Below are 25,443 nucleotides of genomic sequence, written 5' to 3'. Positions count from 1 at the left end.
CCGCCCTCACCGGGCCTCGGCGGCCGAGATGCCGGGCCTCGACGCCGTCCGCCGAGGCCCGGCCACTGTTCAGCAGTAGAGGTTGGCTCCGGCGGACACCCCGAGGATGCCGACGAACTGCTGGTAACGGGTGACGCGACTCTGCACCTGGGCGGGGTTTCCGCCGTTGCACTCGATCGAGCCGTTGATGCTGCGGATCGTCTGGCCGAACCCGGCGCCGTTGACCATCGCATTGTGGGCGGTCATCGTGCCCGGCCCGTTCTGGGTCATCCAGTACCAGATACCGGTCTTCCAGGCCACCGCGGCGTCGGTCTGCACCAGCCACGGGTTGGTCAGCAGCGGCAGGTTGAGGGCGTTGCCCGCGGCGTTGTAGTTGAAGTTCCAACTGAGCTGGATCGGCCCCCGCCCGTAGTAGGCGGCCTGCCCGGCGGGGCAGCCGTACGGCTGGCCGTAGTCGCAGTAGTGCGGGTAGTTCGCGGTGTTCTGCTCGACCACGTGCACGAGCCCGCCGGTCTCGTGGTAGACGTTCGCCAGGAAGGCCGCGGCCTCCTGACGCTGGACCGTGGCACTGCCGGTGCGCGCGAACGCCGGGTAGGCGCTGAGCGCGGCGACGAGCCCGGAGTACGTGTAGAAGGAGTTGCGGCCTGGGAACATCTGGTTGAACTGGGCCTCGGTGACCACGAAGCCGCCCGGGTTGGTGGGCGGCGGGGTGGTCGGTGGCTGACCGCCACAGGTGTAGGGCTCCCAGTACCAGGTGCTCACGATGGGGTCGTACCCCGGATTGTCGTGCTCGGCGATGTAGTAGGAACCGTTCGTGTACCGCACGATCGCCCCGGTGGCGTACCAGGTCCCGGCGGTCCAGTTCGGGTAGCTGCACGTCCCCCCGGTGGGCGGCGTGGTGCCCCCGCCGCACGCGCCGAGATCCTCCCAGACACCGGTCGTTCCCGGCGGCGCCTCGTTCTGGGTCCACCACTTCGCCCGGTAGTTGCGGCCGTTGTGGGAGACCTGGGCGTCTCCCCAGTAGACGGCCGAGGCCTGCCACGAAGCCGAGCAGGCCGCCGCCGAGGCGGCGGTGGCCGGGATGACAGCGACCAGCCCACCGGCGACGATCAGTGCCGCCAGCGCGACCAGCGCGCGCAGTCTCGCCATGTGATCACTCCTTTCTGGGACCTCATCGGCCGAAACCCGAGCGGATATCGACCGGGATGACTGTAACATCTTCTGTTCACAATCTTTACTATTAGGCGCGACGGGCGCGACGGGCGCGACGGTGGACCCGGCGCTCGGCGATCGATAGTTCCGGCCACTTTCCGGATCACGTAACCGGCAGATCCGCCGAATGACGTGATCGAGAGGGCGTCGGAGCTCCAGCGACGACCGGGGCCTTCCTGCACCGACCGCCGCACAGCCTCCTGAGTTGTTCCGAGGATGTTCCGGAACTTGTTGACGCGTTGGAATTCTCGCTGTAATACTCCGATCCACTGAGGTCAATGCGATCGGCTTCGTTGCGGTTTCCGCTCCACCTACCCACTTGTCCACACCTGTCCGGACCGTGCTGCCCGCCCCGGGGCGCGTCCGGGCCTGCGCGAAGGGGCACCAGATGAGCAGGCTCTTCCCCCGCACGGCCTTGTGGTCCAGGCGGTTGCGCGCGGCGCTCGCCGTCCTGGCCACCGCCGTCGCCATGTGCGGCGTCGTCATCGCGGCCACCTCCACCCCGTCGAGCGCCGCCGCCTGCAACGGCTACGTCGGCCTCACCTTCGACGACGGTCCGACCGGCAGCACCAGCTCCCTGCTGAACGTGCTGCGCGCCAACGGCGTACGAGCCACCATGTTCAACGTCGGGCAGAACGTCCAGAACAACCGGTCGGCCGCGCAGGCACAGGTGGCCGCCGGCATGTGGGTGGCCAACCACAGCTGGAACCACGCCCACATGACCTCGATGAGCCAGGCTCAGATGCAGTCGGACCTCTCCCAGACCAGCTCGGCGATCCAGTCGGCCACCGGCAGCCGACCGGTGCTGTTCCGGCCGCCGTACGGCGAGACCAACTCCACGTTGCAGTCCGTCGCGTCGTCACTGGGCATGCGCCAGGTGCTCTGGGACGTGGACTCCCAGGACTGGAACGGCGCCAGCGTCAGCCAGATCGTGGCCAACGCGAGCCGACTCCAAGCCGGTCAGGTCATCCTGATGCACGACGGGATCCAGAACACCCGCGACGCCATCCCCCAGATCATGGCGAACCTGACCAGCCGCAACCTGTGCCCCGGCATGATCTCGCCGTCCACCGGCCGCGCCGTCGCGCCGGACGGCACCACCCCGCCGCCCACCACCACCCCGCCGCCCGCCGGCGGCACCTGCACCGCGACCGCCACGACCCCCAACGTCTGGGGCGACCGGTACAACACGTCGGTGACGGTCAGCGGCGCCAGCACGTGGACGGTGGTCGTTGCCATCACCTCGCCGCAGCGAGTCACCACCATCTGGAACGGCACCGCCACCTGGGACAGCAGCGGGACAGTCATGACCATGCGGTCCAACGGCAGCGGCAACACCTTCGGCTTCACCACGATGACCAACGGCAACAGCAGCGCCCGCCCACAGATCCGCTCCTGCACCTCGGGTTGACATCGCCCAGGTTGAGACGTGCGCGGTGGGTGCGCCCGGCACCCACCGCGCACCTGCCTGCCCGCCGCACCTGGCCACTAGCCTGCACTGATGCGACACACCCTCACGCCCGGGGATGACAGCCTGCACGGCCACTTCTCCCCCGACTTCCCGCCGGTGCTCACCATCGACCCCGGCGACACCGTCACCTATCGCACCCTGGACTGCTGGTGGTCCGCCGGCCCGTACCCGGGCGGGCCGAACCGGGACCGACCCCGGGTCGCGCAGCACCGGCCCGACCACGGCCACGCGTTGATCGGTCCGGTCGCGGTCCGCGGTGCGCGCGCCGGCCAGACCCTCGCGGTACGCGTCGACGCGGTCGTCCCGGGCCGCTGGGGAACCACAGTGGCCGGCGGCTGGCCGAGTGCGTTCAACCAGCGCTACGGCGTGCAGGACCAACAGGTGGTGCACGCCTGGGCGCTGAACCCGGTGACGATGACCGGCCGCAACCAGCACGGCCACACGATCGCGCTGCGGCCCTTCATGGGAGTGCTCGGCATGCCACCCGCGGAGCCGGGGCTTCACTCGACGACTCCTCCGCGCCCCTCGGGCGGCAATCTGGACTGTCGGGACCTCACCGCCGGCAGCACCCTCCTGCTGCCGATCCCGGTGGACGACGCGCTGTTCTCCGTCGGGGACGGGCACGCCGCCCAGGGTGACGGCGAGGTCGGCGGCACCGCGATCGAGTGTCCGATGGACGAGGTGACGTTGACCTTCGACGTACGCGACGACTTTCCGGTCACCGGCCCGGTGGCCCGCACCCCCGACGCATGGCTGACCCTGGGTGTCGGCGACTCCCTCGACGACGCCACGTTCACCGCCCTGAACTCGATGCTGACACTGATGCAGCGACTGCACGGCCTCAGCCGCGCGGACGCGGCGGCGCTGGCCAGCATCGCTGTCGACGTGCGAGTGACGCAGATCGTCAACCAGATCGTCGGCGCGCACGCGGTGCTCCGCGACGACGCGCTGCGCTGGCCAGATCGGTGACCAAGAACGCTACGCCGAACCCCCCAGGGCGGGCGGTCCCCTCACCAGAGGCGAGCGTGTCGGCTAACGGTCAGTGCGGACCATTCTCACGTTATGGCATCTAATCTGGCTCCGGGTTTCCACAACCGATCAGGAGGCACAGTGCCGGTCACGATCGAGTCAAAGGATGACGCCGGTGCCGCGCTGGAGCGGGTGGGCTTTCTGCAGCAACAGGTGGACGCCGGGGAGATCGACCCTGCGGCGGCCGGGCCGGAAATCGTCGAGACCCTCAACGCCGTCGTCAGCTTCTTCGTCCTCATCGGAGCCACCGGGAATCTCTACACAGCGCTCGTCGAACCACTGATGCAGTGGAACATCTACTCTGTATCGCTGAAGTTCCTTCGGGGGCCGGAGAGTCCCGAGACGCGGAGCGCTCGGGAGCTTTTCGAGATGATTTCCGCCTTCTATCACAAGTGGGAGGTCCTCAAGACAGAGTAACGGCGGCCTCACACCTCAACCCTCGGCGACAACTGTCCGAATCAGGTCGACCACCTTGTCGACCCGATGGTGCGGCGGGATCGACGACCGGTCGTCGAGAAGTGTCCGCAACAGCGGCACCTCCGACAGTGGCCACTTGCAGGCCATCAACAGATCGTGATCACCTGGGTTGCGCTCCAGATGATTAGTGACCTCGATGAAGCCGCCAAGGTAGATGTGGTCCTTGATGTAACCGCCAGGCACGGACGTGTCGAGTAGCCCCCGCTTCACGCGGAGCGTGAGATCGAAGGCCTCGTCGGCAGTGGTATGCGGAAGAACAGCATCGAAAACGGTTCGAAAGCCGGCCCGCAGCGCCGTATCACAGGCAATTACCCGCAGCGCGTACCGCCGCATGACACCGGGATCTGTCATCCCCGCCTGCTGCTCGTGCCAGACCGCGAGGCCCTCCTCGGTCCCCAGGTAGCCGGGGATTCCGTGCGCCAGGAGATGCAGTGGCTGCCGCATGCCGTTGGCCGTGCGCAGCACGTGGGTACCGACCTCGTGCACGATCAGTCGCCGTACCGTCGCGGCGGTGAAAGTGACGCCACGCTTGACTCGCACCTGACGCCGCCGGCCGACCACACTCATCCGCGCTGCCATGCGGTCATTGTGATCAATGGTCCAATCGTCCAGGCCCAGCTCGGCCAGGACCCGGCCCATGACGGCTGCCACCCGATCGGAGCTCCACGTCGCTTCGGTGTCGACGGTCGGTGGCTGCTCTGCCAGGCGTCGGCGCGCGCCCGCCACCGCAGCGGCGGCAACGTCGCCGAACTGGCTCTGCGAGTAGCTCGTCATCGCCTCCGGGTCACGAGAACGCAGTGCCGCGAGACCTGCCCGCGCGTATGTCAGCTCTCGGTCCAGGGTCTCTCGCCACGGCCCCGCCCCCGTCGACGCGGCCCGCGCCGCGTCGAGCGCGGCCGCGAGCTGGCCGGGTATCGGCGGGTATTCGAATAGTGGATCCACGGCACGGCCGGCGTTGTACGCGTCCAGAAACTCCGCGCGCACCTGTGCCAGGTTGGTGGGCGTGATGTAGTGGGCGTAGCGAACAGGGTGAACGGCGTCGAGCACCACCCGGGTGGCGTGGTTGACAGCATCCAGGTCGACGCCCATTGTCTGATCCCTTCGCGGCATGACGGCTGCATGAGATGCTCTCACAGAGTCGCGCCGGACGGACGTTCGGCGACAGCAACCGGACGATCAGCCACGGTTGAGGCATTGATGGGTCATTGCCGTCTCATGTCACCGTCACAAGAATGCTGGGAATGGATGTGCCCCAGCCACGTTCCACAAGTGACGGACCGGACGCCGACGTTTCTCCGATGGAGCGGCTGATACTGGCCGTCTGCACAAGCCGCACGCCCGCCGACGCAGGGTCGGTCGCCGATAAAACGGTCCGCGCGGATTTTCTCGAGCGGCTCGTCACCGGTCAGGTCAAGGAATTGGCGGGCGAGATCCGTACGATCCACCTCATCGGAGCGTCCATCGTCGGTGAACTGGTCCTGACCGGCCTCGACATCGGCTACCCGCTGACTTTCGACGAGTGCGAATTCGACCAGGCTCCCCGGCTCTGCGACGCCAACCTGCTGAGCCTGTCCCTCACCGACTCGACGATCCCCGGGCTCGACGCCACCGGATTGAGGGTCCGAGGCTCGGTCAGCATGGTTCGGGTCACCAGTACCGACACGATCGATCTGCGCTACGCCCAGATCGACGGCGTGCTGCACTTTCGGGAGTGCGATCTCCGTAGTTCCTCGCACGCGGTCCGCGCGAGCCAGATGGCCGTCGGAAGTAACGTGTCCTTCGCCAAGACCGCCGTCACCGGTCAGATTCGCATGATCGGCGCCCAGATCGGCGGAGCCGCCATCTTCCGCGGTGCGGAGCTGCACAATCCGGGCAACGTGTGCCTGCAGGCCGAGCGTACGGAAATTGATGAGGGCCTCTGGTTCGACGCGGACGCCACACGACGAGCGGCCACCGTCGAGGGACGGATCATTCTCGACAACGCCAAGGTCGGTGGGTCCATCCTGTTGAGTGGCGTCGCACTGACCCACCCGCATCGGGGGTCGACGCGCAAGCGGCTGAAGGACCGCCCCACCAGCCTGCAGGCGTACGGGCTCAAGGTGACCAGGGACATCAGGTGTGACCAGGCGTTTCGGTCGGACGGGGCGATCGGTCTGTGTTACGCCAGCGTGGAGGGGGCGGTCTCGTTCGACACGGCGGCGTTCGCTCCCGGTGCGGCTGACTCAGCGGCGGACCCGAGCCTGGTCGACCTGTCCGGGACGTCTGCCGGAATGGTCGACCTCGACTTCGCACAACCCCCGGCGACGCTCGACATGACGAACGTGTCTGCCCGGGTGGTGACGGACAACCCGAGCACCTGGCCTGCAGCCATCGTGCTCGACGGGTTCGCGTACGACCGACTGAGCTCGCCCCAACCGGTCACCGTCCACGAGAGGATCAGGTGGCTCACCAGGGGCGACGCCACCTACCGCCCGCAGCCGTACGAACAACTGATCGCGGCGTACCGGCAAGCCGGGCAGGAGCACGAGGCGCGCGTCGTCGGGTACCGGAAGCAACACGCCCGCGCGAAGGAGGTCAGAGGGATCTCAAGAATCTGGTCGGGGATCCTGTGGGCCACCGTGGGCTACGGCTATCGCACGTGGCTCGCGTCGATCTGGCTGATCGGGCTGACGGCTCTGGGGTGGTCCATCTTCACGCCGATCGGTGACAGCGCCATCGCCGCCGTGGAGAAGCCACCGCAGTTCCACTCACTCGTCTACTCGGTGGACCTCCTGATTCCGGTGGTGAGCCTCGGGCAGGACTCGACCTGGCGCTTCGACAGCGGCGCCCGATGGGTGGCCTGGGGCCTGGTCCTGTCGGGATGGGTATTGACCACAGCCGTCGCGACAGCCATCGCGCGCGTCCTGCGCCAGGGCTGACCCGGGGTGGGCTGAGCCCGTCCTCGACGGGGCCCGGCAGGGGTCGCGGACCGGACCGACGCGCCGCTCGGGCCCAGCCGTCAGCGGCAGCCGATCCTGTCGGGGGGCACCGCTACCGTGTGGTCACTGTCGCCGCGCCGGCCGGATCGCGCCGCTCGCTGACCCTCGGAGGCCCCCCATGTCCCAGGAGACGACCTACCTCGAACTGTCCGAAGTGGACGGTGCGCACAAGTTCTACGAGGTCATCGTCGACAACACCACGCTGACGGTGCGCTACGGCCGGATCGGCGACCAGGGGCAGGTGAAGGCGAGTGCCTATCCGGACAACGCCCGGGCCCGGGCCGCCGCGGCGAAGAAGATCGGGGAGAAGGTCCGCAAGGGCTACGCCCCGGCGGTCCCCGGCGTCCGCCAGAAGCGCACCGTGTCGCGGCGGCAGATCGTGAGCACCCGCTCCACCGCCCACACCGCCCCGGTGCTCTGGCGCTACGACTCCGGCGCCCCCGCCTTCGGCATCTTCGTCGACGGGCAGCACTGCATGGTCGGCAACGAGCACGGTGTCATCACCACGCTCGACCACGACGCCCAGGTGCGCAGCCAGGTCCGCCTTCCCGACGGGGTGAAGTGCATCGTCGCCGACGACGCCTGGATCTACGCCGGCTGCGACGACGGCAACGTCTACGACCTGTCCGGCAAGGTGCCCCGCGTGGCGTACGCGATCGCCCCGGAGATCGACATCTACTGGCTGGACATCCACGACGGCGTCCTCGGCGTCTCCGACGCCGACGGCGGGATCACCGCCGTCGACCACGAGGACGAGTTCCTGTGGCGTCGGCCCGGGCGGGGGCGTTCGGCCTGGATGGTGCGGTGCGACGACGATGCCATCTACCACGGCCACTCGCAGGGCGTGACCGGCTACGAGTGGCGGACCGGCAGCGAGCTGTGGCACACCAATACCGGTTCGGTGCTCTTCGGCTGGCAGGAGCACGGCAGTGTGTTCGCCGGCACCAGCAGCCGCGAGGTGGTGCGGCTGTCCAAGTCGGGTCGCCACGAACGCACCTATCTGTGCGACGCCCCGGTCTTCTCCTGCGCCACCGCCGAGGGCGGCGAGTACGTCTTCGCCGGTGACAGCCAGTCCTCGATCTACTGCTTCGACGCGGCGGGCACCCGGCTGTGGAAGCTCGGCACGGGCTGCGGCTCGGCGTACTCCATGCAGTACCACGACGACCGGCTCTACGTCGTCACCACCGGCGGCCATCTGGCCTGCATCGACGCGAGCGAGCCGGCGATCCGCGCGGCGCAGGCCGGCAACGTGCCCCAGGTACGCGACGTCAAGGCCCCCCGCCAGGCGCCCCAGCCGGTGCAGCCGACGATCGTCGAGGTGACCAGCGACTCGGGCGCGGGCGTGGTCGTGCAGTGCCTGGACGATCGGGGGCGGCTGCGGGTTCAGGTGCTCTCCGACGGTTACCGGCGCGACTGGTCGGTGCAGTTCCCCAAGGGGATCCGCGAGCCGGGCGCCCGCTACCTGGTGACCGAGGTGCGCGAATCCAGCCGCGGCGGTTACTACCGCGCGTACGGCGACATCCGCCGGCTGCGCTGAGCGGCGGGCGCTCCGCCTCGCTACCCAGGGGTCCCCGGTCGCGCCCGTCCGTGTCGTAGGGTGCCGCCATGGCGCACCCCGTCCGGGCCAACGGCGACGCCAGCAGGGCCTGGTGGGCTGCCCCGCCGGCACGGCGGGTCAGTCACCTGCCGGGCATCGACCCGGAGCTGCTGCGGGTGGCACTCGACCCGCTGCCACCGGCAGCACCCGCGATCGTGCACTACCGGCCCACTGTGACGCGTCCGCTCGGTGACCTCGTGGACGTGGTGCTCGACCAACTGGACGCCGCGGCCCTCACGATGTTCCCCCGCTGGCTGACGGGGGCCGACCAGTTCGACAGCGAGGGCACTCTCGGCGTCGCGGCGGTACGGGCACTCGCGGCCCGTACCGCCGCCCGCTCCCGGCACTTCGGCCCGTTCCTGGCCGACCTCGCCGAGCGAGGGCTGCGTGGCCCGCGCCGCCCCGGCGGCCGGTCCCGCTTCGCCCCGGGGGTACGCGCCGCCGGGCTCGCCCGGGTGATCGCCGACGCGTACGACCGGGAGAGCTGTGTACTCGTCGTGGCCCTGCCCGACCTGGACGCCGAAGCCGAGCGGACGCTGGTGGCCGCCGCCGAGTGGCTCGTGCGGCACGGCGGCTTCACTGTGTGGTTGGCCGGCGGGCCGCTGCGCCACGCCGACCGGGTGCGCTCGGTGCGCATGCCTCTGCCGGCCCGATTCGCCCAGCTCGCCAGCACGACCGAACGGATTCCGGCCCTCGCCGCCGAGCCGGAGTCGACGGTGCTGGCGTGGCCGCCGATCGCGGGTGTGCCCCGCGGTGACAGCGCCGCCGAGCAGGCGTTGGAACGTGCGCTCGCGCCGCACGACTGGGCGCGGGGCCGGCGGTGGAACCAGACCTACGAGTGGCACGTCCTGGCCACGGCGTACCGTCTGGATCTGTTTTGGCCCACTGAGGGTCTTGCGGTCGAGGTGGACGGCCCGGAGCATCGTGGGCGAATCGCTTTCGCCAACGACCGGCGGAGAGACGTACAGCTGCAACTCCTTGGGCTGGACGTGCTCCGCTTCACCAACGAGCAGGTGCTCACCGACGCGCCGGCGGTGGTCGACGGGATCCGTCGGCTGCTGGCCCGGCGACGCGCGGGCGGCACGCACCCCCACGGAGATGAGACATCATGACGAGCCCGGCGGACGTCCCGCACCTGACGCCGAACCAGATCAACGCCCTCGTGGTGCTGATGGTCGAGGCACGCCGACTCACCAACGTCGAGCTGAAAGAACTCGCCGGTTTCACGCTGACCGGCAAGGACAACACGAAGCTCGTCGACCTGGGCCTGGTGGACACCGATCGGACGCACCGGCCCTTCGCCCACGAGCTGACCGAGCAGGGCTGGCGGGTGGCACGTCAGCTGCACACCGCCGCGCCGCCGAAGCAGGGTGGCTCGACGACCCGGTCCCTGTTCGTCGTCCTGTCCAACCTGCACCGTTCGCTGGACCGGCTCCGGGTCAGCCACGGCGATTTCTTCAAGCAGACCGAGGCTACGGCCGCCCCGGCGACCAGCGAGCCGCTACGGGAAGCACCGGCACCCGCGGCGCCTGCGACGGCGGCGGCACCGGCGGCAGCGGCGGCGGCACCGGTGTCCGCGGTGCAGGTGGAGGCACTGGTTCGCTCGGCGTACCGGGATCTAGCCGCCGCGCCGGGCGCCTGGGTCGGCCTCGCCGACGTCCGCGACCGGCTCGCCGACACCGACCGGGCCACCCTCGACGCGGCGTTGCGGGCGATGGTCGGCCGGGAGGACGTCCGCATCATCCCGGTGGCGAACACCAAGTCACTGACCGCACGGGACCGGGCCGCGGCCGTCCGCATCGGGAACGAGGACAACCACGCCCTGGCGATCGGCCCGGCATGATCTCGGACGACCAGCGGGCCGCGCTGGAAGTGGTCAGCCTCAACCCGGCGGTCACCCCGGACGACGTCTGGCGACCCAGCGCGCACAACGTGCCGGAGCTGCACGAGAAGGTGGCCGCGGAGATCCTGCGCGGGGTGGCGCGGGCCCGCACCGACGACACGAGCATGCCGCTCGGCGTGGCCATGCAGGGCCGCGCGGGTGCCGGCAAGACGCACCTGCTCGGGGCGGTCCGCGAACGGATCCAGGGCGACGGCGGCTACTTCTTCCTTGTCGACATGGTCAGTGGCAAGACGTTCTGGGAAAGCGTGGCCCTGGCCCTGGTGGAGGGAATGGGCCGCCCCCACGTCGGCTGGGGCACCCAGTTGAAGACCTTCCTGCGTCGACTCACCCCCCAGCTCGGCCTGCCGGTGGAGGTCCGCGACGCGGTAGCCGGCGCCCGACCGGTGACCCGTGCGCAGCTCGACACCTTCATCTGGGCGCTGCGCGAGCGCGATCGGGAGGTCGGGCGGGACGCCCAGGACACCGCTCGGGCGCTCGTCCTGCACGGCGCCGTCGACTTCGAGGCACAGGACGTCGGTTACGCCCACCTGATCTCCGAGCCGGGTGACCCGGCCTCGCGGGCGGCGTGGGGTCTGAGCACCGCGATCCGCACCCCCCAGCAGGTCGTGCAGGACATCTCCCGGCTGATGGCCCTGACCCTGGACCCCACCGTCATCGCCGTGGACCAGCTCGACACGTTGTTCGCCCAGACCAGCACCTCACTGCTCAACCAGCATCAGGGTCTGGAGGACGGCCAGGCCAAGGTGCTCGGCCCGATCGCCGACGGCCTGCTCAAGCTCCGCGACATCACCCGCCGCACGCTGGTCGTCGTCTCGTGCCTGCCGGACACCTGGGTGCTGCTGACCCGCACCGCGCCCACCCCGGTCGCTGACCGTTTCCGTACGGCGGCCCTGCCGGACCGGATCCCCACGCCGGAGATCGGGCAGGCGATCGTGGCGAAGCGCCTCTCCGCCGCGTTCGCGGGCATGTACTTCGGGCCACCGCACCCCACCTGGCCGATCGCCCCCGCCGCCTTCGCCGACGCACCCACCCTGACGCCCCGCGCTCTGCTCCGCCGGGTGGACCGCCACATCGCCTGGTGCCGTGACCGCGACGAGGTGGTCGAGCTCGACCGGCTCATCGACGGCACCGACTCGACGCCGACGGCCAGCACCGCCCGTAGCGCTTCCGCCGAGGCGACGACTGACGAGCGCCGCCTGCACGAGTTGGACGCACGGTTCGCGGAACTGGTCGAGGCCGCGGACGTGTCCGCCGCCGTCAACCCGACGGGCGAGGACGAGCACATGCCGCCGCTGCTCGCCGCCGGCCTGGCCGCCTGGATCGCCGAGCAGGCGCCGACCGGCGCCACCTACAAGTACGACCCGCCGCCGGGGCGCAAGCCCGCGCTGCACGGGCGGCTCATCGAGGTGCTCGACGAGGCCACCGAGAACGAGGCGCACTGGTGCTTCCGGGCCGTCGCGCACCCCAATGCCGTCGCCGTCACCGCCCGGGTCAAGGCCGCCTGCACCCTCGCAGGGTTGGACCGGGACCTGCCACAACGGCGGCTGATCCTGCTGCGCAACGGTCCGTGGCCGACCGGGAAGCGTACGACCGAGGTGTTGACGGGCTTCGACGCGGCCGGCGGCCTGCGGTGTGCCGTACCGGAGGCGGACCTGCGGGTCTTCGCTGCGCTGCGGGTGATGGCGGCCGAACCGTCCACGGCCTTGCAGGAGTGGCTGGTGGCCCGCCGTCCGGCCAGCGGCACCGAGCTGTTCCGCGCGGTCCTGCCCGGGCCCGACGGGACGCGCGGCGATGCCCAGCCGCCGACGCCCGACGACGACGAGCCACCGTCGGGTGGTCCCGAATCCGACCCGGCGACCGTGTCGGAGGCCGACGTCCCCGCCGGTGCGGCGGCCGAGCCCGTACCCGCTGACCCGGCGGACCTCGTCGTCGGCGTGGGCGGTCGGGCCGTCGGGCTGGGGCGGACCGTCGACGGTGGTCACCCCTTCACGGTTCCCCTGGAGTCGCTGCGCCGCCACGCGGTCGTGTTCGCCGGGTCCGGCTCGGGCAAGACCGTGCTGATCCGCCGGCTGGTCGAGGAGTGTGCCCGCGAGGGAGTCTCCGCGATCGTGCTCGACCCCAACAACGACCTGGCCCGGCTCGGCGACCCGTGGCCCGACCCGCCGGGCGGCTGGGGCCCCGGCGACGCCGAACGCGCCGCCGACTACCTCGCACACACCGAGGTGGTGGTGTGGACGCCCCGGGTCACCGCCGGTCGGCCGCTGAGCTTCCAGCCGCTGCCCGACTTCACCTCGCTGCGGGACTGGCCCGACGAGTTCGACCAGGCCGTCCGCTCCGCCGTGGAGGCGCTCGCGCCACGGGCGGGCGTGGACCGCTCCAGCCGGCTCGCCCAGCAGGGCAAGGCTGTCCTGACCGAGGCCCTGCAGGCGTACGCGCGCAGCGGGATGGTGGGCCTGCCCGGCTTCACCGATTTCCTCACCGACCTGCCCGAGGGGGTCAGTCGGCTGGCCCGCGCGGGGAAGCTCGCCGAGGAGTTGGCCGAGGCGCTCAAGGCGGCGATGGTCACCGATCCGCTCTTCGGCGGGGTCGGCGCGCCGGCCGACCCGGGGCTGCTGCTGACGCCGTCGGCCGGACGGCGGGCCCGGGTGTCGGTGATCAGCTTCGTCGGCCTCACCTCGGATCAGGAGCGGCAGAGCTTCGTCAACCAGTTGCAGATGGCGCTCTTCGCGTGGATCAAGCGGCACCCCGCCGGTGACCGACCGCTGGGCGGGCTGTTCGTGATGGACGAGGCGCAGACGCTCGCGCCGTCGACCGGCACCACTGCCTGCACCGCCAGCACGATCGCGCTGGCCTCGCAGGCCCGCAAGTACGGGCTCGGGCTGGTCTTCGCCACCCAGGCGCCCAAGGGTCTGCACAACCAGATCTCCGGCAACGCGACGACGCAGTTCTTCGGGCTGCTCAACGCGCCGGCGCAGATCGACGCGGCCCGGCAGCTCGCCGAGGCCAAGGGCGGGCGGCTGCCGGACATCGGTCTGCTGAACAGCGGTGAGTTCTACGCGGCCGGGGAGGGGTTCTCGTTCGTCAAGGTCCGTACCCCGCTGTGCCTGACGCACCACCCGAAGGCGCCGTTGACCCCCGAGGAGGTCGTCGCCCGCGCCCGCCCGGCTGGGTAGCCTGGGGCCATGATCTTCATTACCGCCAAGTTCCGGGTCCTGGCCGAGCACGCCGACCGGTGGCCGCAGATCGCCGCCGAGTTCACCGAGGCGACCCGGGCGGAGCCGGGCTGCCTGTGGTTCGACTGGTCCCGCAGCCTCGACGATCCCACCGAGTACGTGCTGGTCGAGGCGTTCCGCGACGACCAGGCCGGCGGGGCCCACGTCCAGTCCGCGCATTTCCGCACGGCCCAGGAGACCCTGCCGCCGTACCTGGCCGAGACGCCGCGGATCGTGAACGCCACGGTGCCGCAGGAGGACTGGTCGCTGCTCGGCGAAATGGCCGTTCCCGAGGGTCGCTGACCGCCACCGGTCAGCGGACCGCGACCGTCGTCAACGCAGCCGGTCCGCGCCCGCCGTCAACGCAGTCGGCGGGCGGTGAACCGGGCCGGCGGGTCGGCGATCACGTCCTGCGCCGCGATCAGCTGGATCTCCCGGGTGCCCGCCGCGAGAGTGGCCTCGAGCACGGCGTAGACGGAAGCGATGGTGCGTTCCAGCGCGGTCGCGGGTGAGCCGGTCGTCCACAGGTGGGCCAGGTACAGCGCCGCGGTGACGTCGCCCCCACCGTTCGGGTTGATCGGCAGCAGCGGCGTGGTCACCGCCCAGGCGCCCTCGTCGGAGACCGCCACCACCTCCAGCGAGTCCGGCGGCAGGTCGCCGTGGAGCACGCTGGTCACGAGGACGTGCCGTGGCCCGGTCGCGCGCACCACGTCGACCGCGTCGAGCACCTCGGCCAGCGAGTTCGTGGTGCGACCGGCGAGGAAGTCCAGCTCGAAGTGGTTCGGCGTGATGATGTCCGCACGGGGCACGACGGTGTCCCGTAGGTACTCCGGAATTCCGAGCCGGACGAACATGCCCCGGCCGGCGTCGCCCATCACCGGGTCGCAGCAGTACACAGCGGCCGGGTTGGTCGCCTTCACCGTCGCCACCGCGTCCAGGATCACCGCGCCCATCGCCGGGTCGCCCTGGTAGCCGGAGAGCACCGCGTCGGCGCTGCCGAGGACCCCGCGGTCCTCGATGCCCGCGATCACCTCCGCCACGTCCGCCGCCGGGAGCAAGGGTCCCCGCCACGCGCCGTACCCGGTGTGGTTGGAGAAGTGCACAGTCAGGACCGGCCAGACCTCGTGCCCGAGGCGTTGCAACGGAAAGGCCGCCGCCGAGTTGCCCACGTGTCCGTAGGCGACCGACGACTGGATGGACAGGATCTTCACCGGCCCATCATCGCCGCTGCGGCCGGCGGCGCACCGACGGCCCGCCGTTTCTGTCGGGTGCCCCACTCGCCGCCCACCCGGGACGGCACGAACGGGCGACCCGGACCGTGTCGTCCGGGCCGCCCGAGCGGTGGCGGGGCGACCGATGCGCTGGTTGGCCGTCCCGTCGTACGGTCAGCCGCCGAGGCTCGCCGCGGCCGAGGCGATCGACGAGGCGAAGTAGCTCACCTGGGTGTAGACACCCGGGTAGTTGGGCCGGGCGCAGCCGTTGCCCCAACTGACGATGCCGACCTGGATCCAGGCGTTGGAGGCGTCGCGGCGGAACATCGGGCCGCCCGAGTCACCCTGGCAGGTGTCAGTGCCGCCGCTGGCGTAGCCGGCGCAGATCTCCTGGGCGGGGATGAGGTCCCCGCCGTAGTTGGCGTTGCAGGTGGAGTCGCTGACGAACGGCACCGTCGCCTTGAGCAGGTACCGCTGCTGGCCGCCACCTTCACGCGCGGCGCCCCAACCGGCCACGGTGAAGGTGCCGCTGTCGTACGCGGTGGTGCTGGCGATCGGCAGCGTGCTCAGCCCGGTGACGGGGCTGGCCAGCCGGATCAGCGCCCAGTCGCGGCCGGCGCCGTTGTAGCCGGGGGCACGGTAGACGTAGTTGGACCGGACGGTGATCCGGCTGGACGACTGGAGGTCGACCGTCCCGAGCGTCGCGGTGATGCTGGTGTTGGTGCCGGTCGCGCCCACGCAGTGCGCCGCGGTGAGCACCAGCCGTGCGCTGTACAGCGCCCCGCCGCAGCCCATTGAGAGACGGACCATGAACGGGAACTCGCCCTGGGCGGCGCGGGTGCCGCCGACGACGTTCGGCGTCACGGGGCTGTCGGCCGCGGCGGCCGGCGCGGTGAGGGTGAGGCTGGCCGCGGTCACCGCGGCCAACGCGGTGGCCAGCAGGCCAGTGAGGGTACGCCAGCGAACCATGCATTCCTCCGCATCGGGATGGCACGCCTCGTGAGCGCACCGCAGTCGAGATAGCGGTCATCATATTGAGGTTTATGGATCTAGCGGGTCATCCTCTCTGGGTCGTATCACCGGCGGTATGGATCACGCGGCGCGGGGCTTGTCGGCGACCGGTGGTCAGGCGTCCGGTGTGCCGGTGCTCTCGCGGCGGAGAAGCCGGAACGGTGTCTGCACTGTCAGCGGGCCCGCGACCTCCGCGCCCTCGATGCGCGCGACGAGGCGGCGCACCGCGAGACGGCCGATCTCCCTCTTGTCCGGGGCGATCGTGGTGAGGGTCGGGGCGGTGAACCGCCCCTCCTCGATGTCGTCGATCCCGACCACCGCGACGTCCTCGGGCACCCGGTGACCGGCCTCGGCCAGCGCCCGCAGCGCGCCGATGGCGACCAGGTCGTTGTATCCGAAGACCGCGTCCGGCGGTTCACCGAGGGCGAGCAGGTCACACATGGCGCGCATGCCGTCGCGCCGACCGAACGCGTCGGTGGGGGCGACCAACCGTGGTCGGCACGGCAGGCCGGCGGCCGCCAGGGCCTCCCGGTAACCCCGGACTCGAAGGTGGGCCGATTGCCGGTCACCGCCCGGGGTGGCGCCGATGAACGCGATCCGGCGGCGGCCGATGGCCACGAGATGCCGGATCGCCGCGTGGCTGGCGGCGACGTTGTCGATGGCGATGTGGTCGTGTGGCACGTCGTAGACGCCCTCGCCGATCAGCACGAGCGGGCTGCCGGCCGTGCGGGCCAGCACCTCCTCCCGCCCGATGCGCACCGGGCTGAGGATCAGGCCGTCGATGATGCGCTGTCGCGAGCCGTCGAGGAGCGCCAGTTCCGCCTCCCGGTCCGCTGCGGTGTTCTCCATGACGAGCGTGTAGCCGAGCGCGGCGGCCTCGGAGATGGCGATCTCGGCGAGTTCGGCGAAGTACGGGTTGGTCAGTTCCGGGACGGCCAGGGCGATCAGGCCGGTACGGCCCCGACGGAGATGCCGGGCGCCGAGGTTGGGGCTGTAGCCGAGTTCGTCGATCGCCTGCTGCACCCGTTGTCGGGTCCGCTCCCCCACCGGCCGGTACCCATTCACCACATTCGAGACCGTGGCCAGGGAGACACCGGCGCGCTGGGCGATGTCCTTCAGGTTGACGCCCATCCCCCACCTTTCGCGAATTCGACGGGCGGGCCGACCGGACATTGATGAACAAGCATTGACGGGAGGGTCGGCGCGGCTCTATAACGTTATACAGGTGATGATGGATGTCAATATGCCGGTCACCGTTGGCGTGTGGAGATCCCACCGACATCCGTCGCTGACGCCCGTCCCCCGTCAATGACCACCCGATGCCCACCATCCACGCGCTTCGGGCCTGGCTGCACCGCCCGCGGCGACTCGCCCCCCGGAGACGGCATGACACGTCACGTCCCCATCCGCCCCGCACTGCCACTACTGCTCATCATCGCCCTGGTCGCCGGCGTTCTCGCCGCGCCCGCCCCGTCGGCGCACGCCGCACCGGCCAAGACACCACCCCTGGCCACCCCGTGGACCAGCCAGGCCCTGAACGGCACGCCACTGCCCGAGTACCCGCGGCCCCAGATGACGCGGCCGGACTGGCTCAACCTCAACGGCGAGTGGCAGCTACGCCAGTCGACGACCGACGACGCGCCGCAGTTCGGCACCAACCTGCCCGAGCGGGTCAACGTGCCCTTCCCGGTGGAGAGCGCCCTGTCCGGCATCCAGCGGGCCGCCAACGACAACCGCAACTACCTGTTCTACCGACGCACCGTCACCGTCCCGGCGAACTGGTCGGGCCGGCGCACCCTGCTGCACTTCGGCGCAGTCGACTGGCAGAGCACCGTCTGGGTCAACGGTGTGCGGGTCGGCGCGCACACCGGCGGCTACGACGCCTTCACCTTCGACGTGACGCCCCAGCTCACCACCGGGACGAACGAGATCGTGGTCAAGGTCTGGGATCCCACCGACACCCGGCAGAACGGCAGCCTGCCCGCCATCGGCAAGCAGACCAAGACACCCAGTGGGATCTTCTACACCCCCAGCTCCGGCATCTGGCAGACGGTGTGGATGGAGCCGGTGCCCGCCGCCTCGATCAGCAGCGTGGACGTCTACCCGAACCTGAGCAACAACACACTGCGGGTCCGGGTCTTCACCCGGGGCGACGTGAGCGGGCACAGCGTCCTCGCCGAGGCGTTGAACGGTGCCACAGTGGTCGGATCGGCCACCGGCGGCTTCACCGACTTCAGCGTGCCGGTGCCCAACGCCCGCCGCTGGTCACCCGACGACCCGTTCCTCTACAACCTCCGGGTCACCCTGCGCAACGGCTCGACGACCACGGTGGACCGGACCACTCACTACTTCGGCATGCGGGAGATCACCACCGGCCTGGTCAACGGGGTGCTGCGCCCCAAGCTCAACGGCCAGTTCGTGTTCCAGGTCGGCACCCTCGACCAGGGCTACTGGCCGGACGGGCTCTACACCGCGCCGACCGACGCCGCCCTCGCCTTCGATCTGCAGAAGCACAAGGACCTGGGCTTCAACATGGTGCGCAAGCACATCAAGGTCGAGCCGCAGCGCTGGTTCTACCACGCCGACCGGCTCGGCCTACTGGTCTGGCAGGACATCCCGTCGCTGACCGCACAGGACGTCGACCCCACCGACGCCCAGCAGGCGCAGTTCGAGGCCGAGGCACGCGAGATCGTCGACGAGCACCGCAGTTCACCCGCCGTGATCGCGTACACGCCCTACAACGAGGGCTGGGGCGAGCGCTCCCTCGCCGACACCCGGCGGGTCGCGCAGAACATCAAGAACCAGGACCCGACACGTCTGGTCAACCCGCACAGCGGCCACAACTGCTGCCAGTCCCTCGGCAACCCCGGCAACGGCGACATCGACGACTGGCACGTCTACCTCGGTCCGGACTCCCCCGTCCCGTCGAGCAGCCGGATCGCGGTGCTCGGTGAGTTCGGCGGACTTGGTCTGCACACGCCGGGCCACGAGTACAGCCCTAGCGGCAGCTTCTTCGCGTACGAGTGGCAGTCCAGCTCGCTCGCCCTCACCGACCGGTACGTGGGGCTGGTGCAGGGCACCCAGAACCTGATGCTCGGCAAGGGGCTCAGCGCCTCGATCTACACGGAGATCACCGACCTGGAGGGTGAGCTGAACGGGTTCCTCACCTACGACCGACAAGTGATCAAGATGGACCAGGCGCGCGTACGCGCCGCCAACACCGCCCTGGTCAACGCCTCGAAGACCATCGGCAGTTCGGCACCCGTCGCCCTGCCGGCCAACACCCGCCGGTCATTGCAGGTGACCACGCCCGGCTTCACCAACCGTTACCTACGCCACCAGGACAGCCTGGCCTACACGGAGGTGGTCGACGCGGCGAGTTCCAGCCTGCTCAAGGCCGACGCCACGTACACCATCCGGCCCGGTCTGGCCGGTGCCGGTTGCTACTCGTTCGAGTCGGTCAACTTTCCCGGGCAGTACCTGCGCCACCAGAACTCCCGGGTCCGCAACTCGCCGGACGACGGCTCCGCGCTGCTGCGCGCCGACGCCACCTGGTGCGCCCGCACCGGACTGACCGGCACCGGCGTGTCGCTGGAGTCGTACAACTTCCGAGGTAGGTACCTGCGGCATTACAACGCCGAGGTCTGGCTCAGCAACGGCGCCGGCGGCGACGCGTACAACACGCCGACGTCGTGGACCGCCGACAGCACCTGGAACATCGCCGCACCGTGGGCACCCTGACCGCTGCGCGCTGACCGAGCCGCTCCACGAAGAAGACGCGCGGGGGTTCCGGCATGGTCCGGAACCCCCGCGACGCGCGGGCGATGCGGCGGGGCCGGCTCCGCCGCATCGCCCCGGGGCTCGGTCCTTCCGCCAGCGCCGGCGTTTCCGTCGCGGTCGGTGACCGGACCCCGGCGTCACTCGTCGTCTCGGGCGTCGTTTCCCCGGTCATGAGCGAAAGCGGCGAGTTGATCGCACCGTCCGGCTGGGTCGACTTCACGGCAAGGACCGCGCCGCAACTTGCATCTGGCCAGGTTCACTCGGCTGTTGCAACACGCAATTACGCCGACCAATAAATAGACAAGAACCAATCTTGACTTGTACGGCCGGCCAGCGCACCGTAAAGAGCCAGAGGCAGATGCACGCCATTATCGGCCCGGCTGAAGTGGATCGCCAAATGGGGGCGCTGCCGGTTTCGCGCCGCGTGCATCAGGAGGCTTTCCATGCGGTTGAATCCGTTTACCGGGGTCTATCTCACCGATCCGGCGAGCATGTGGCGGCGTATTCTCGACGATCCTGACGGGGTGCACTACGCCGAGGATCTGGGCCTGTGGTTGATCAGCCGGCACGCGGACGTCCGGCGGGCCCTCGCCGACGCCACGACATTCGCCAACGCCCTCACCCTCGCCCCGGTCTACGAGGTGTGCCCACCGGCACTGAACGTCATCATGCAGATCGACGCGCCACCCACGACGGCCGCCGCGGACCCACCGGCGCACCCGCGCACCCGGCGGGCCCTACGGGCGACCTTCGCGAACACCGCCGAGCGGGTCGAGGCCGAGTACGGGGCGATCATCCGACGCCGGGTCGACCAACTGGTGTCCCGTCTCGCCACCCGCCAGGGCGATCAGGTCGATCTGATCCCGGAGTTCGCGACCGAGCTTCCCCTGCTGGTGGTCCTGGACATCCTCGGGGTGCCCGACGCCGACATCGGGCGGATCCGGAGTTGGGCGGACGGGCAGATAGCCCTCATCTGGGGGCAGCCGGACCCGGCCGAGCAGGTACGCCTGGCCCAGGGCCTGCTGGAGTTCTGGCACTACTGCGAGGACCTGGTCCGCCAGCGGGTGGACAGTGGACACCGGGGCGAGGACTTCATCAGCCGTGCCCTGGACTACCGGGACGACGACGACAGCGTGCTGACGGTGCCCGAGGTGGCGAGCCTCGCCTTCAATCTCCTGGTCGCGGGCCACGAGACCACCGCCGGTTTGCTCGCGCACGCCCTCGACCAGGCCCTGTCCGCTCCCCAGCGCTGGTCGGCGATCACCGTGGACCCGGGGCTCGTCCCCGCCTTCGTGGGCGAGACGCTCCGGTTCGCGCCCGCCATCGACGGCTGGCTGCGGGTGACCACCCGGGATGTCACGGTGGGTGCCGTGACGATCCCCGCCGGCGCACGGTGCCTGCTGTTGATCGGAGCGGCGAACCGGGACCCGGCGGCGTTCCATGACCCGGACCGGTTCGACCCACACCGGGCCGATGTGGGCAATCACCTGTCGTTCGGCCACGGTCCACATTTCTGCATCGGTGCGGGATTGGCGCGACTGGAAGCCGGAATCGCCCTCAGCCGGCTCGCCGAAGCCATTCCCGGGCTGAGATTGTCACCGGAGCAACATCGCTCGTACAAACCCAATGTCGCGTTTCGCGCGCACCGCACGCTGCTCGCGATAATCGATGTTCCGGCGCCCGTGGACGTGCCGGCGGGACGGGAGGGCGCGACGGCCGAAGTGCACGCCGCCTGAGCGGGCACTGGCGCCAGCGGTGCTGACCTGCGGGCGGGCCGAGGGTGGGGTGGGCCGGCGTCGACCCGTTCCACCCGGGCACGTCGGTGCCGGCACCGGGTCCGGCGTGCACCTTTCCCGCTTTTCCCGACGATCCATACCGGTGAACGTCTTCACACCCATCGCTTCCTGGGTTAAGAATTGCCCTCTGCGAATGTTCGACTCATCGGCCAATCTCGATCTGGCGTCCGCCGCTGAATGCCCGTTCCACGAAGGTGAGCGCATGGAGCACACGTCCCCGTCGAGCTCGGCTCACTCTGCGGCCAGTCAGCGGTTCCGACGGGAGTTACGCGACTCCCGCGTCCAACAGGGCCTGACCCAACGAGCCCTGGCGGACCTGGTGCGGTTCAGCCGGGAGACGGTCGCGGCGGTCGAGTCAGGTCGCCGGTTCGGCAGCCACGAGTTCGCGCTGCGCTGCGATGACGTGCTCGACACCGGCGGCCGGCTGGCCGCACTGTGGCCGCACGTCGCGGCCGAGCAGTTGGCGGCAGACGGTCGCCGAGGCCCTCGCGCGCCGGAGCCGCCTCGACTGGATCGACAGGTGCCGCGTCAGCGTGGACGGCGTGACGCGCGCGACCCGGGCGCCGTGGTGGACGCGATCGACGAGCTGCGTGAGCTGATCGGTCAGGTGCTCAACGGCCAACCCGAACCGGATGAACCGGGGCGGCGGCACCCGTCGGCCGAACCCCTCGACAACCAGCGCTGACCTGACGGATCCGACCCGACCTCGCGGCGTCACCGGTCGCTGACGTTGGGTACAGATGCTGGTACCGGCAGTTTGTACCACGGCCAGGTCTGGTCTACGAGCGCGGCTTCCGGCCGAATGGGACTTGCATTCGGCAACGTGCGGATAGACCGTCATCGACGAGTCGTGGGAGTCAATCTTGGCGTCGAGCACCCGGTCCCACGCGGCCAGACCCTACCCGACCCGCCGACGCGGTTGGAAGATCGCCGGCCGGATGCGCCTCATCGTCGCGGCCCCGCTCGTCGCAGTGATCGGCTTCGCCGGTCTCGCACTGACCGAGAGCGCACGCCAGACGGCCCGCGCCGGCGACCTGCAGATCCTGGCGCAGGTCGGTGCCGAGGCCGGCGACCTGGCCTACCGCCTGCAACGCGAGCGCATCGCCGCCGCCGACCTGCTCACCTACGCCCGGCCGGAGCAGCAGGACGCCTTCAGCGTGGAGATGGCCGCCACCGATTCCGCCGTCGCCCGCTACCGCGGACAGCGTGACCGACTGTCCACCGACAACGGCACCAGCTCCGCTCTCCTGCGGCGCATCGATGCTGCTCTGGACGGCCTCGCCCCGCTGCGTACCCAGGTGCGCACCGCCACGCACGCGTCGGTGTCGGCGATGACCTTCAGCTACCGCATCGCGATCGCCGACCTCATCAACCTCCGGGAGAACGTCTCACACGGCGTGGTGGACGCCCCACTCGCCGACGGGATCCGGGCCTCGGCTGCGCTGTCGAAGACGGCCGAAGCCATTGGTCAGCAACAGGTGGCCGTGCTGCGTGCCGTCGCGGGCGGGGAACTGACCCCGGCCATGCAGCAGGACATCACCGCGGCCCGCACCAGCTACACCGAGTCGAGCCTGTCGTTCCTGGCCCTGGCCCCACCCGAGTGGAGCATCTGGTGGGAGCAGGCCGGCACCGGCAAGGAGGCGCTGGCCCTGCAACGGATGCAGGACGAGGTGTCCCGGGCCCAGCCGGGGTCGCGGCTGAAACTGGAGACCGACGCCTGGGTGTCCACCACCCAGACCCGCGCCGCCCGGCTGGCCGACCTGCGCGCCCGGGTCGACGACGCGGTCCGCGACGACGTTCGGGCCGCCCACGCCGACCAGCGCCGCCGGGCCGTGGCCGAGGCGGCCAGCGTCCTCCTGGCCCTGATCCTGACCGCGTTGGTGACCTGGGCCGTCGCACGGCAGATCACCCGACGGCTGCGCCGGCTGCGCGACGCTGCCAACGCCGTTGCCTTCGAACAGCTCCCCGCCGTGGTGGCCCAGCTCCAACAGCCCGGCAGCGCCGCCGTCGACCCACAGAAACTGGCCCACCAGCAGTCCAGTGCCGCCCTCGAACCGTCCAGCGACGACGAGATCGGCGAGCTGGGTCAGGCGTTCAGCGCCGTGCACCAGGCCGCCGTGCGGACCGCCGCCGAACAGGCCGTCATGCGCGCCAACACCGCCGACATCTTCATCCACCTCAGCCGCCGCGAACAGCGACTGGTCGACGCCGTCCTGGCCCAGGTCGACCTGGTCGAGCGGGACGAAACCGACCCCGACCGGCTCGACCAGTTGTACACACTGGACAACCTGGCCACCCGGATGGGCCGGATCAACGCCAGCCTGCTGGTGCTCGGCGGTGTCGGCGTGGGTCGCGTACGCCAGCGCGACGTTCCGCTGCAACAGGTGCTCCAGGCGGCGCTGTCCCAGATCGAGCACTACGCACGGGTCCGGCTCGGCATGATCGACGGGGACGTCGCGGTGGCCGCCAAGACCGTCGACGAGGTCGTGCACCTGCTCGCCGAACTCATGGACAACGCCACGACGTACTCGCCGCCGGGCAGCGAGACCTGGGTGAGCGGCCGGAGCCTGGGAGACCGCGTCATCGTCCAGATCAGCGACGAGGGTGTGGGGCTGTCCACGCAGAGGATGCAGCAACTCAACGAGTTGCTGGCCCGTCCGCCGGCGATCGACGTGGCCGCCGTACGGGCGATGGGGCTGGTCGTCGTGGGCCAGCTCGCGGCCCGGCTGGGCGCCACCGTCCAACTACGGCGCGGCCCCCGACGCGGCATCCTCGCCGAGGCGACACTGCCCGCGGCGATCATCCGGTCGCTGCCGCCGGAGGAGTACCTGCTCGCACCCGGCCGGCTGTCGCGGCGGGCGGCGCGGACGCCCAGCCCTCCGCCGCCGTACCAGCCGCGCCCCGAACCCACCGCCGGACGCCAGCCGACCGAACGGACCCTGCCGGCCGCGCCGGTCTTCCGACCGGCTCCCCCGTCCCCGGATCGGGGTGACGCGCCCACCGAGGAGTTGCTCATCTTCGAACAGGTCAACCACTGGTTCCAGAGCGATGTCGTCGACGGCCAGAACGGCCAGAACGGTCAGCAGTGGTCCAGCCCCGCCGACGACGCCTGGCGTACGGCCGCCCAGGCGCACACCCCCGAGGTCGCCACGACCACCAATTCCGGCCTGCCCAAACGACAGCCGCAACGGCACCTCGTGCCCGGCGGTGTGACGGTGCCGCAACAGCAGCAACGGTCCGAGTACCGCGACCCGGCGCAGGTGGCCACGGCGATGGCCGCGTACGCGCGCGGCGTGGCGAACCGACGGCGCACCCCGATCAACCTCGGTAACAAATGACGCGACAGGAGAGCACGTGACCGACCAACAGGATCTCGGCTGGCTGCTGGACAACTTCGCGGCGCGCGCGACCGAGGTCAGCCACGCGATCGCCATTTCCAGCGACGGCCTGATGGTGGCCGCCACCCGCGACCTGCCACCGGATCGGGCCGACCAGTTGGCCGCCACGGGTAGCGGGCTGGTCAGCCTGCTGCGGGGGGCGGCGGCCTTCTTCGACGCCGGCGCGGTGATCTCCAACGTCACCCAGCTCGAGGGTGGATTCATGTTCTCCATGGCCTTCAACGACGGCGCCTCGCTGCTGGTGCTCGCCGCGCCCGAGTGCGACGTGGGCAAGGTCTCCTACGAGATGACCGAGCTGGCCAACCGCATCGGGGACGCGCTGACCCCCGCTGCCCGAGCGGCGCTCGCCCGCAGCCGCTGACCACCCC

At 70.4% G+C, this 25,443-nt stretch carries 19 protein-coding genes; 14 read left to right on the top strand and 5 right to left on the bottom strand.

What is annotated here, in order from left to right:
- Nucleotides 1–69: 69 nt before the first annotated feature.
- The gene (locus OHB44_RS14415) at nucleotides 70–1,149 is read right to left on the bottom strand and encodes a glycoside hydrolase family 19 protein (protein WP_238684946.1); all 1,080 of its coding nucleotides are present in this window, start codon (nucleotides 1,147–1,149) and stop codon (nucleotides 70–72) included.
- A 451-nt stretch (nucleotides 1,150–1,600) separates the two neighbouring features.
- On the opposite strand from OHB44_RS14415, the gene OHB44_RS14410 reads away from it, so the two are divergent.
- From OHB44_RS14410 to OHB44_RS14400, 3 genes are all read left to right on the top strand, one after another.
- The gene (locus OHB44_RS14410; protein ID WP_238684947.1) at nucleotides 1,601–2,623 is read left to right on the top strand and encodes a polysaccharide deacetylase family protein; all 1,023 of its coding nucleotides are present in this window, start codon (nucleotides 1,601–1,603) and stop codon (nucleotides 2,621–2,623) included.
- Nucleotides 2,624–2,713: 90 nt separating this feature from the next.
- Entirely contained in the window at nucleotides 2,714–3,652 is a 939-nt protein-coding gene (locus OHB44_RS14405; RefSeq protein WP_330440986.1) for an acetamidase/formamidase family protein, read from the top strand.
- Nucleotides 3,653–3,793: 141 nt separating this feature from the next.
- A complete protein-coding gene (locus OHB44_RS14400) occupies nucleotides 3,794–4,129 on the top strand; it encodes a hypothetical protein (protein ID WP_266302833.1) in 336 nt (111 codons plus the stop codon).
- Between the two features lie 15 nt (nucleotides 4,130–4,144).
- Here OHB44_RS14400 and OHB44_RS14395 read toward each other — a convergent pair whose 3' ends face one another.
- Nucleotides 4,145–5,278 (bottom strand): tyrosine/phenylalanine carboxypeptidase domain-containing protein, encoded by a 1,134-nt coding sequence (locus OHB44_RS14395; protein ID WP_330440985.1) that lies wholly within the window; start codon nucleotides 5,276–5,278, stop codon nucleotides 4,145–4,147.
- A gap of 209 nt (nucleotides 5,279–5,487) precedes the next feature.
- Here OHB44_RS14395 and OHB44_RS14390 point away from each other — a divergent pair, with 209 nt between their 5' ends.
- The 6 genes from OHB44_RS14390 to OHB44_RS14365 all read left to right on the top strand — a co-directional run bounded on the left by OHB44_RS14390 (nucleotide 5,488) and on the right by OHB44_RS14365 (nucleotide 14,182).
- Nucleotides 5,488–7,107, top strand: a complete 1,620-nt coding sequence (locus OHB44_RS14390; protein WP_330440984.1) for a hypothetical protein — start codon at nucleotides 5,488–5,490, stop codon at nucleotides 7,105–7,107.
- A 178-nt stretch (nucleotides 7,108–7,285) separates the two neighbouring features.
- Nucleotides 7,286–8,704 carry a WGR domain-containing protein gene (locus tag OHB44_RS14385; RefSeq protein ID WP_266302836.1) on the top strand — a complete coding sequence of 473 codons (1,419 nt, stop codon included), beginning with the start codon at nucleotides 7,286–7,288 and terminating at the stop codon, nucleotides 8,702–8,704.
- 68 nt (nucleotides 8,705–8,772) lie between these two features.
- A complete protein-coding gene (locus tag OHB44_RS14380; RefSeq protein ID WP_330440983.1) occupies nucleotides 8,773–9,876 on the top strand; it encodes an endonuclease domain-containing protein in 1,104 nt (367 codons plus the stop codon).
- Complete coding sequence (locus OHB44_RS14375) at nucleotides 9,873–10,607, top strand: hypothetical protein (RefSeq protein ID WP_330440982.1); 735 nt, start codon at nucleotides 9,873–9,875, stop codon at nucleotides 10,605–10,607. The genes OHB44_RS14380 and OHB44_RS14375 overlap by 4 nt, the downstream gene beginning before the upstream one ends.
- The gene (locus OHB44_RS14370; protein ID WP_330440981.1) at nucleotides 10,604–13,840 is read left to right on the top strand and encodes an ATP-binding protein; all 3,237 of its coding nucleotides are present in this window, start codon (nucleotides 10,604–10,606) and stop codon (nucleotides 13,838–13,840) included. The genes OHB44_RS14375 and OHB44_RS14370 overlap by 4 nt, the downstream gene beginning before the upstream one ends.
- 9 nt (nucleotides 13,841–13,849) lie before the next feature.
- Nucleotides 13,850–14,182, top strand: a complete 333-nt coding sequence (locus tag OHB44_RS14365) for a putative quinol monooxygenase (protein ID WP_238684956.1) — start codon at nucleotides 13,850–13,852, stop codon at nucleotides 14,180–14,182.
- Between the two features lie 56 nt (nucleotides 14,183–14,238).
- Here OHB44_RS14365 and pdxY read toward each other — a convergent pair whose 3' ends face one another.
- The 3 genes from pdxY to OHB44_RS14350 form a co-directional block, all read right to left on the bottom strand.
- Nucleotides 14,239–15,090, bottom strand: a complete 852-nt coding sequence (gene pdxY / locus OHB44_RS14360; RefSeq protein WP_330440980.1) for a pyridoxal kinase PdxY — start codon at nucleotides 15,088–15,090, stop codon at nucleotides 14,239–14,241.
- Nucleotides 15,091–15,264: 174 nt separating this feature from the next.
- A complete protein-coding gene (locus OHB44_RS14355) occupies nucleotides 15,265–16,059 on the bottom strand; it encodes a S1 family peptidase (RefSeq protein ID WP_238678438.1) in 795 nt (264 codons plus the stop codon).
- 156 nt (nucleotides 16,060–16,215) lie between these two features.
- Nucleotides 16,216–17,232: a LacI family DNA-binding transcriptional regulator gene (locus OHB44_RS14350; RefSeq protein WP_238684959.1), complete on the bottom strand. Its 1,017-nt coding sequence runs from the start codon at nucleotides 17,230–17,232 to the stop codon at nucleotides 16,216–16,218.
- A 255-nt stretch (nucleotides 17,233–17,487) separates the two neighbouring features.
- On the opposite strand from OHB44_RS14350, the gene OHB44_RS14345 reads away from it, so the two are divergent.
- The 5 genes from OHB44_RS14345 (at nucleotide 17,488) to OHB44_RS14325 (ending at nucleotide 25,436) form a co-directional block, all read left to right on the top strand.
- Complete coding sequence (locus tag OHB44_RS14345; RefSeq protein ID WP_330440979.1) at nucleotides 17,488–19,842, top strand: AbfB domain-containing protein; 2,355 nt, start codon at nucleotides 17,488–17,490, stop codon at nucleotides 19,840–19,842.
- Between the two features lie 482 nt (nucleotides 19,843–20,324).
- Nucleotides 20,325–21,617, top strand: coding sequence for a cytochrome P450 (locus OHB44_RS14340; protein ID WP_330440978.1), 1,293 nt, complete (start codon nucleotides 20,325–20,327; stop codon nucleotides 21,615–21,617).
- A gap of 262 nt (nucleotides 21,618–21,879) precedes the next feature.
- Complete coding sequence (locus OHB44_RS14335) at nucleotides 21,880–22,362, top strand: helix-turn-helix transcriptional regulator (RefSeq protein WP_238684962.1); 483 nt, start codon at nucleotides 21,880–21,882, stop codon at nucleotides 22,360–22,362.
- Between the two features lie 253 nt (nucleotides 22,363–22,615).
- Entirely contained in the window at nucleotides 22,616–25,015 is a 2,400-nt protein-coding gene (locus OHB44_RS14330; protein WP_330440977.1) for a sensor histidine kinase, read from the top strand.
- A gap of 16 nt (nucleotides 25,016–25,031) precedes the next feature.
- A complete protein-coding gene (locus OHB44_RS14325) occupies nucleotides 25,032–25,436 on the top strand; it encodes a roadblock/LC7 domain-containing protein (RefSeq protein WP_030490280.1) in 405 nt (134 codons plus the stop codon).
- Nucleotides 25,437–25,443: the final 7 nt, after the last annotated feature.

The sequence above is a fragment of the Micromonospora sp. NBC_00821 genome, assembly GCF_036347035.1.
Taxonomy (GTDB): Bacteria; Actinomycetota; Actinomycetes; order Mycobacteriales; family Micromonosporaceae; genus Micromonospora; species Micromonospora hortensis.
This window is presented reverse-complemented; position numbering and strand designations above follow the sequence as displayed.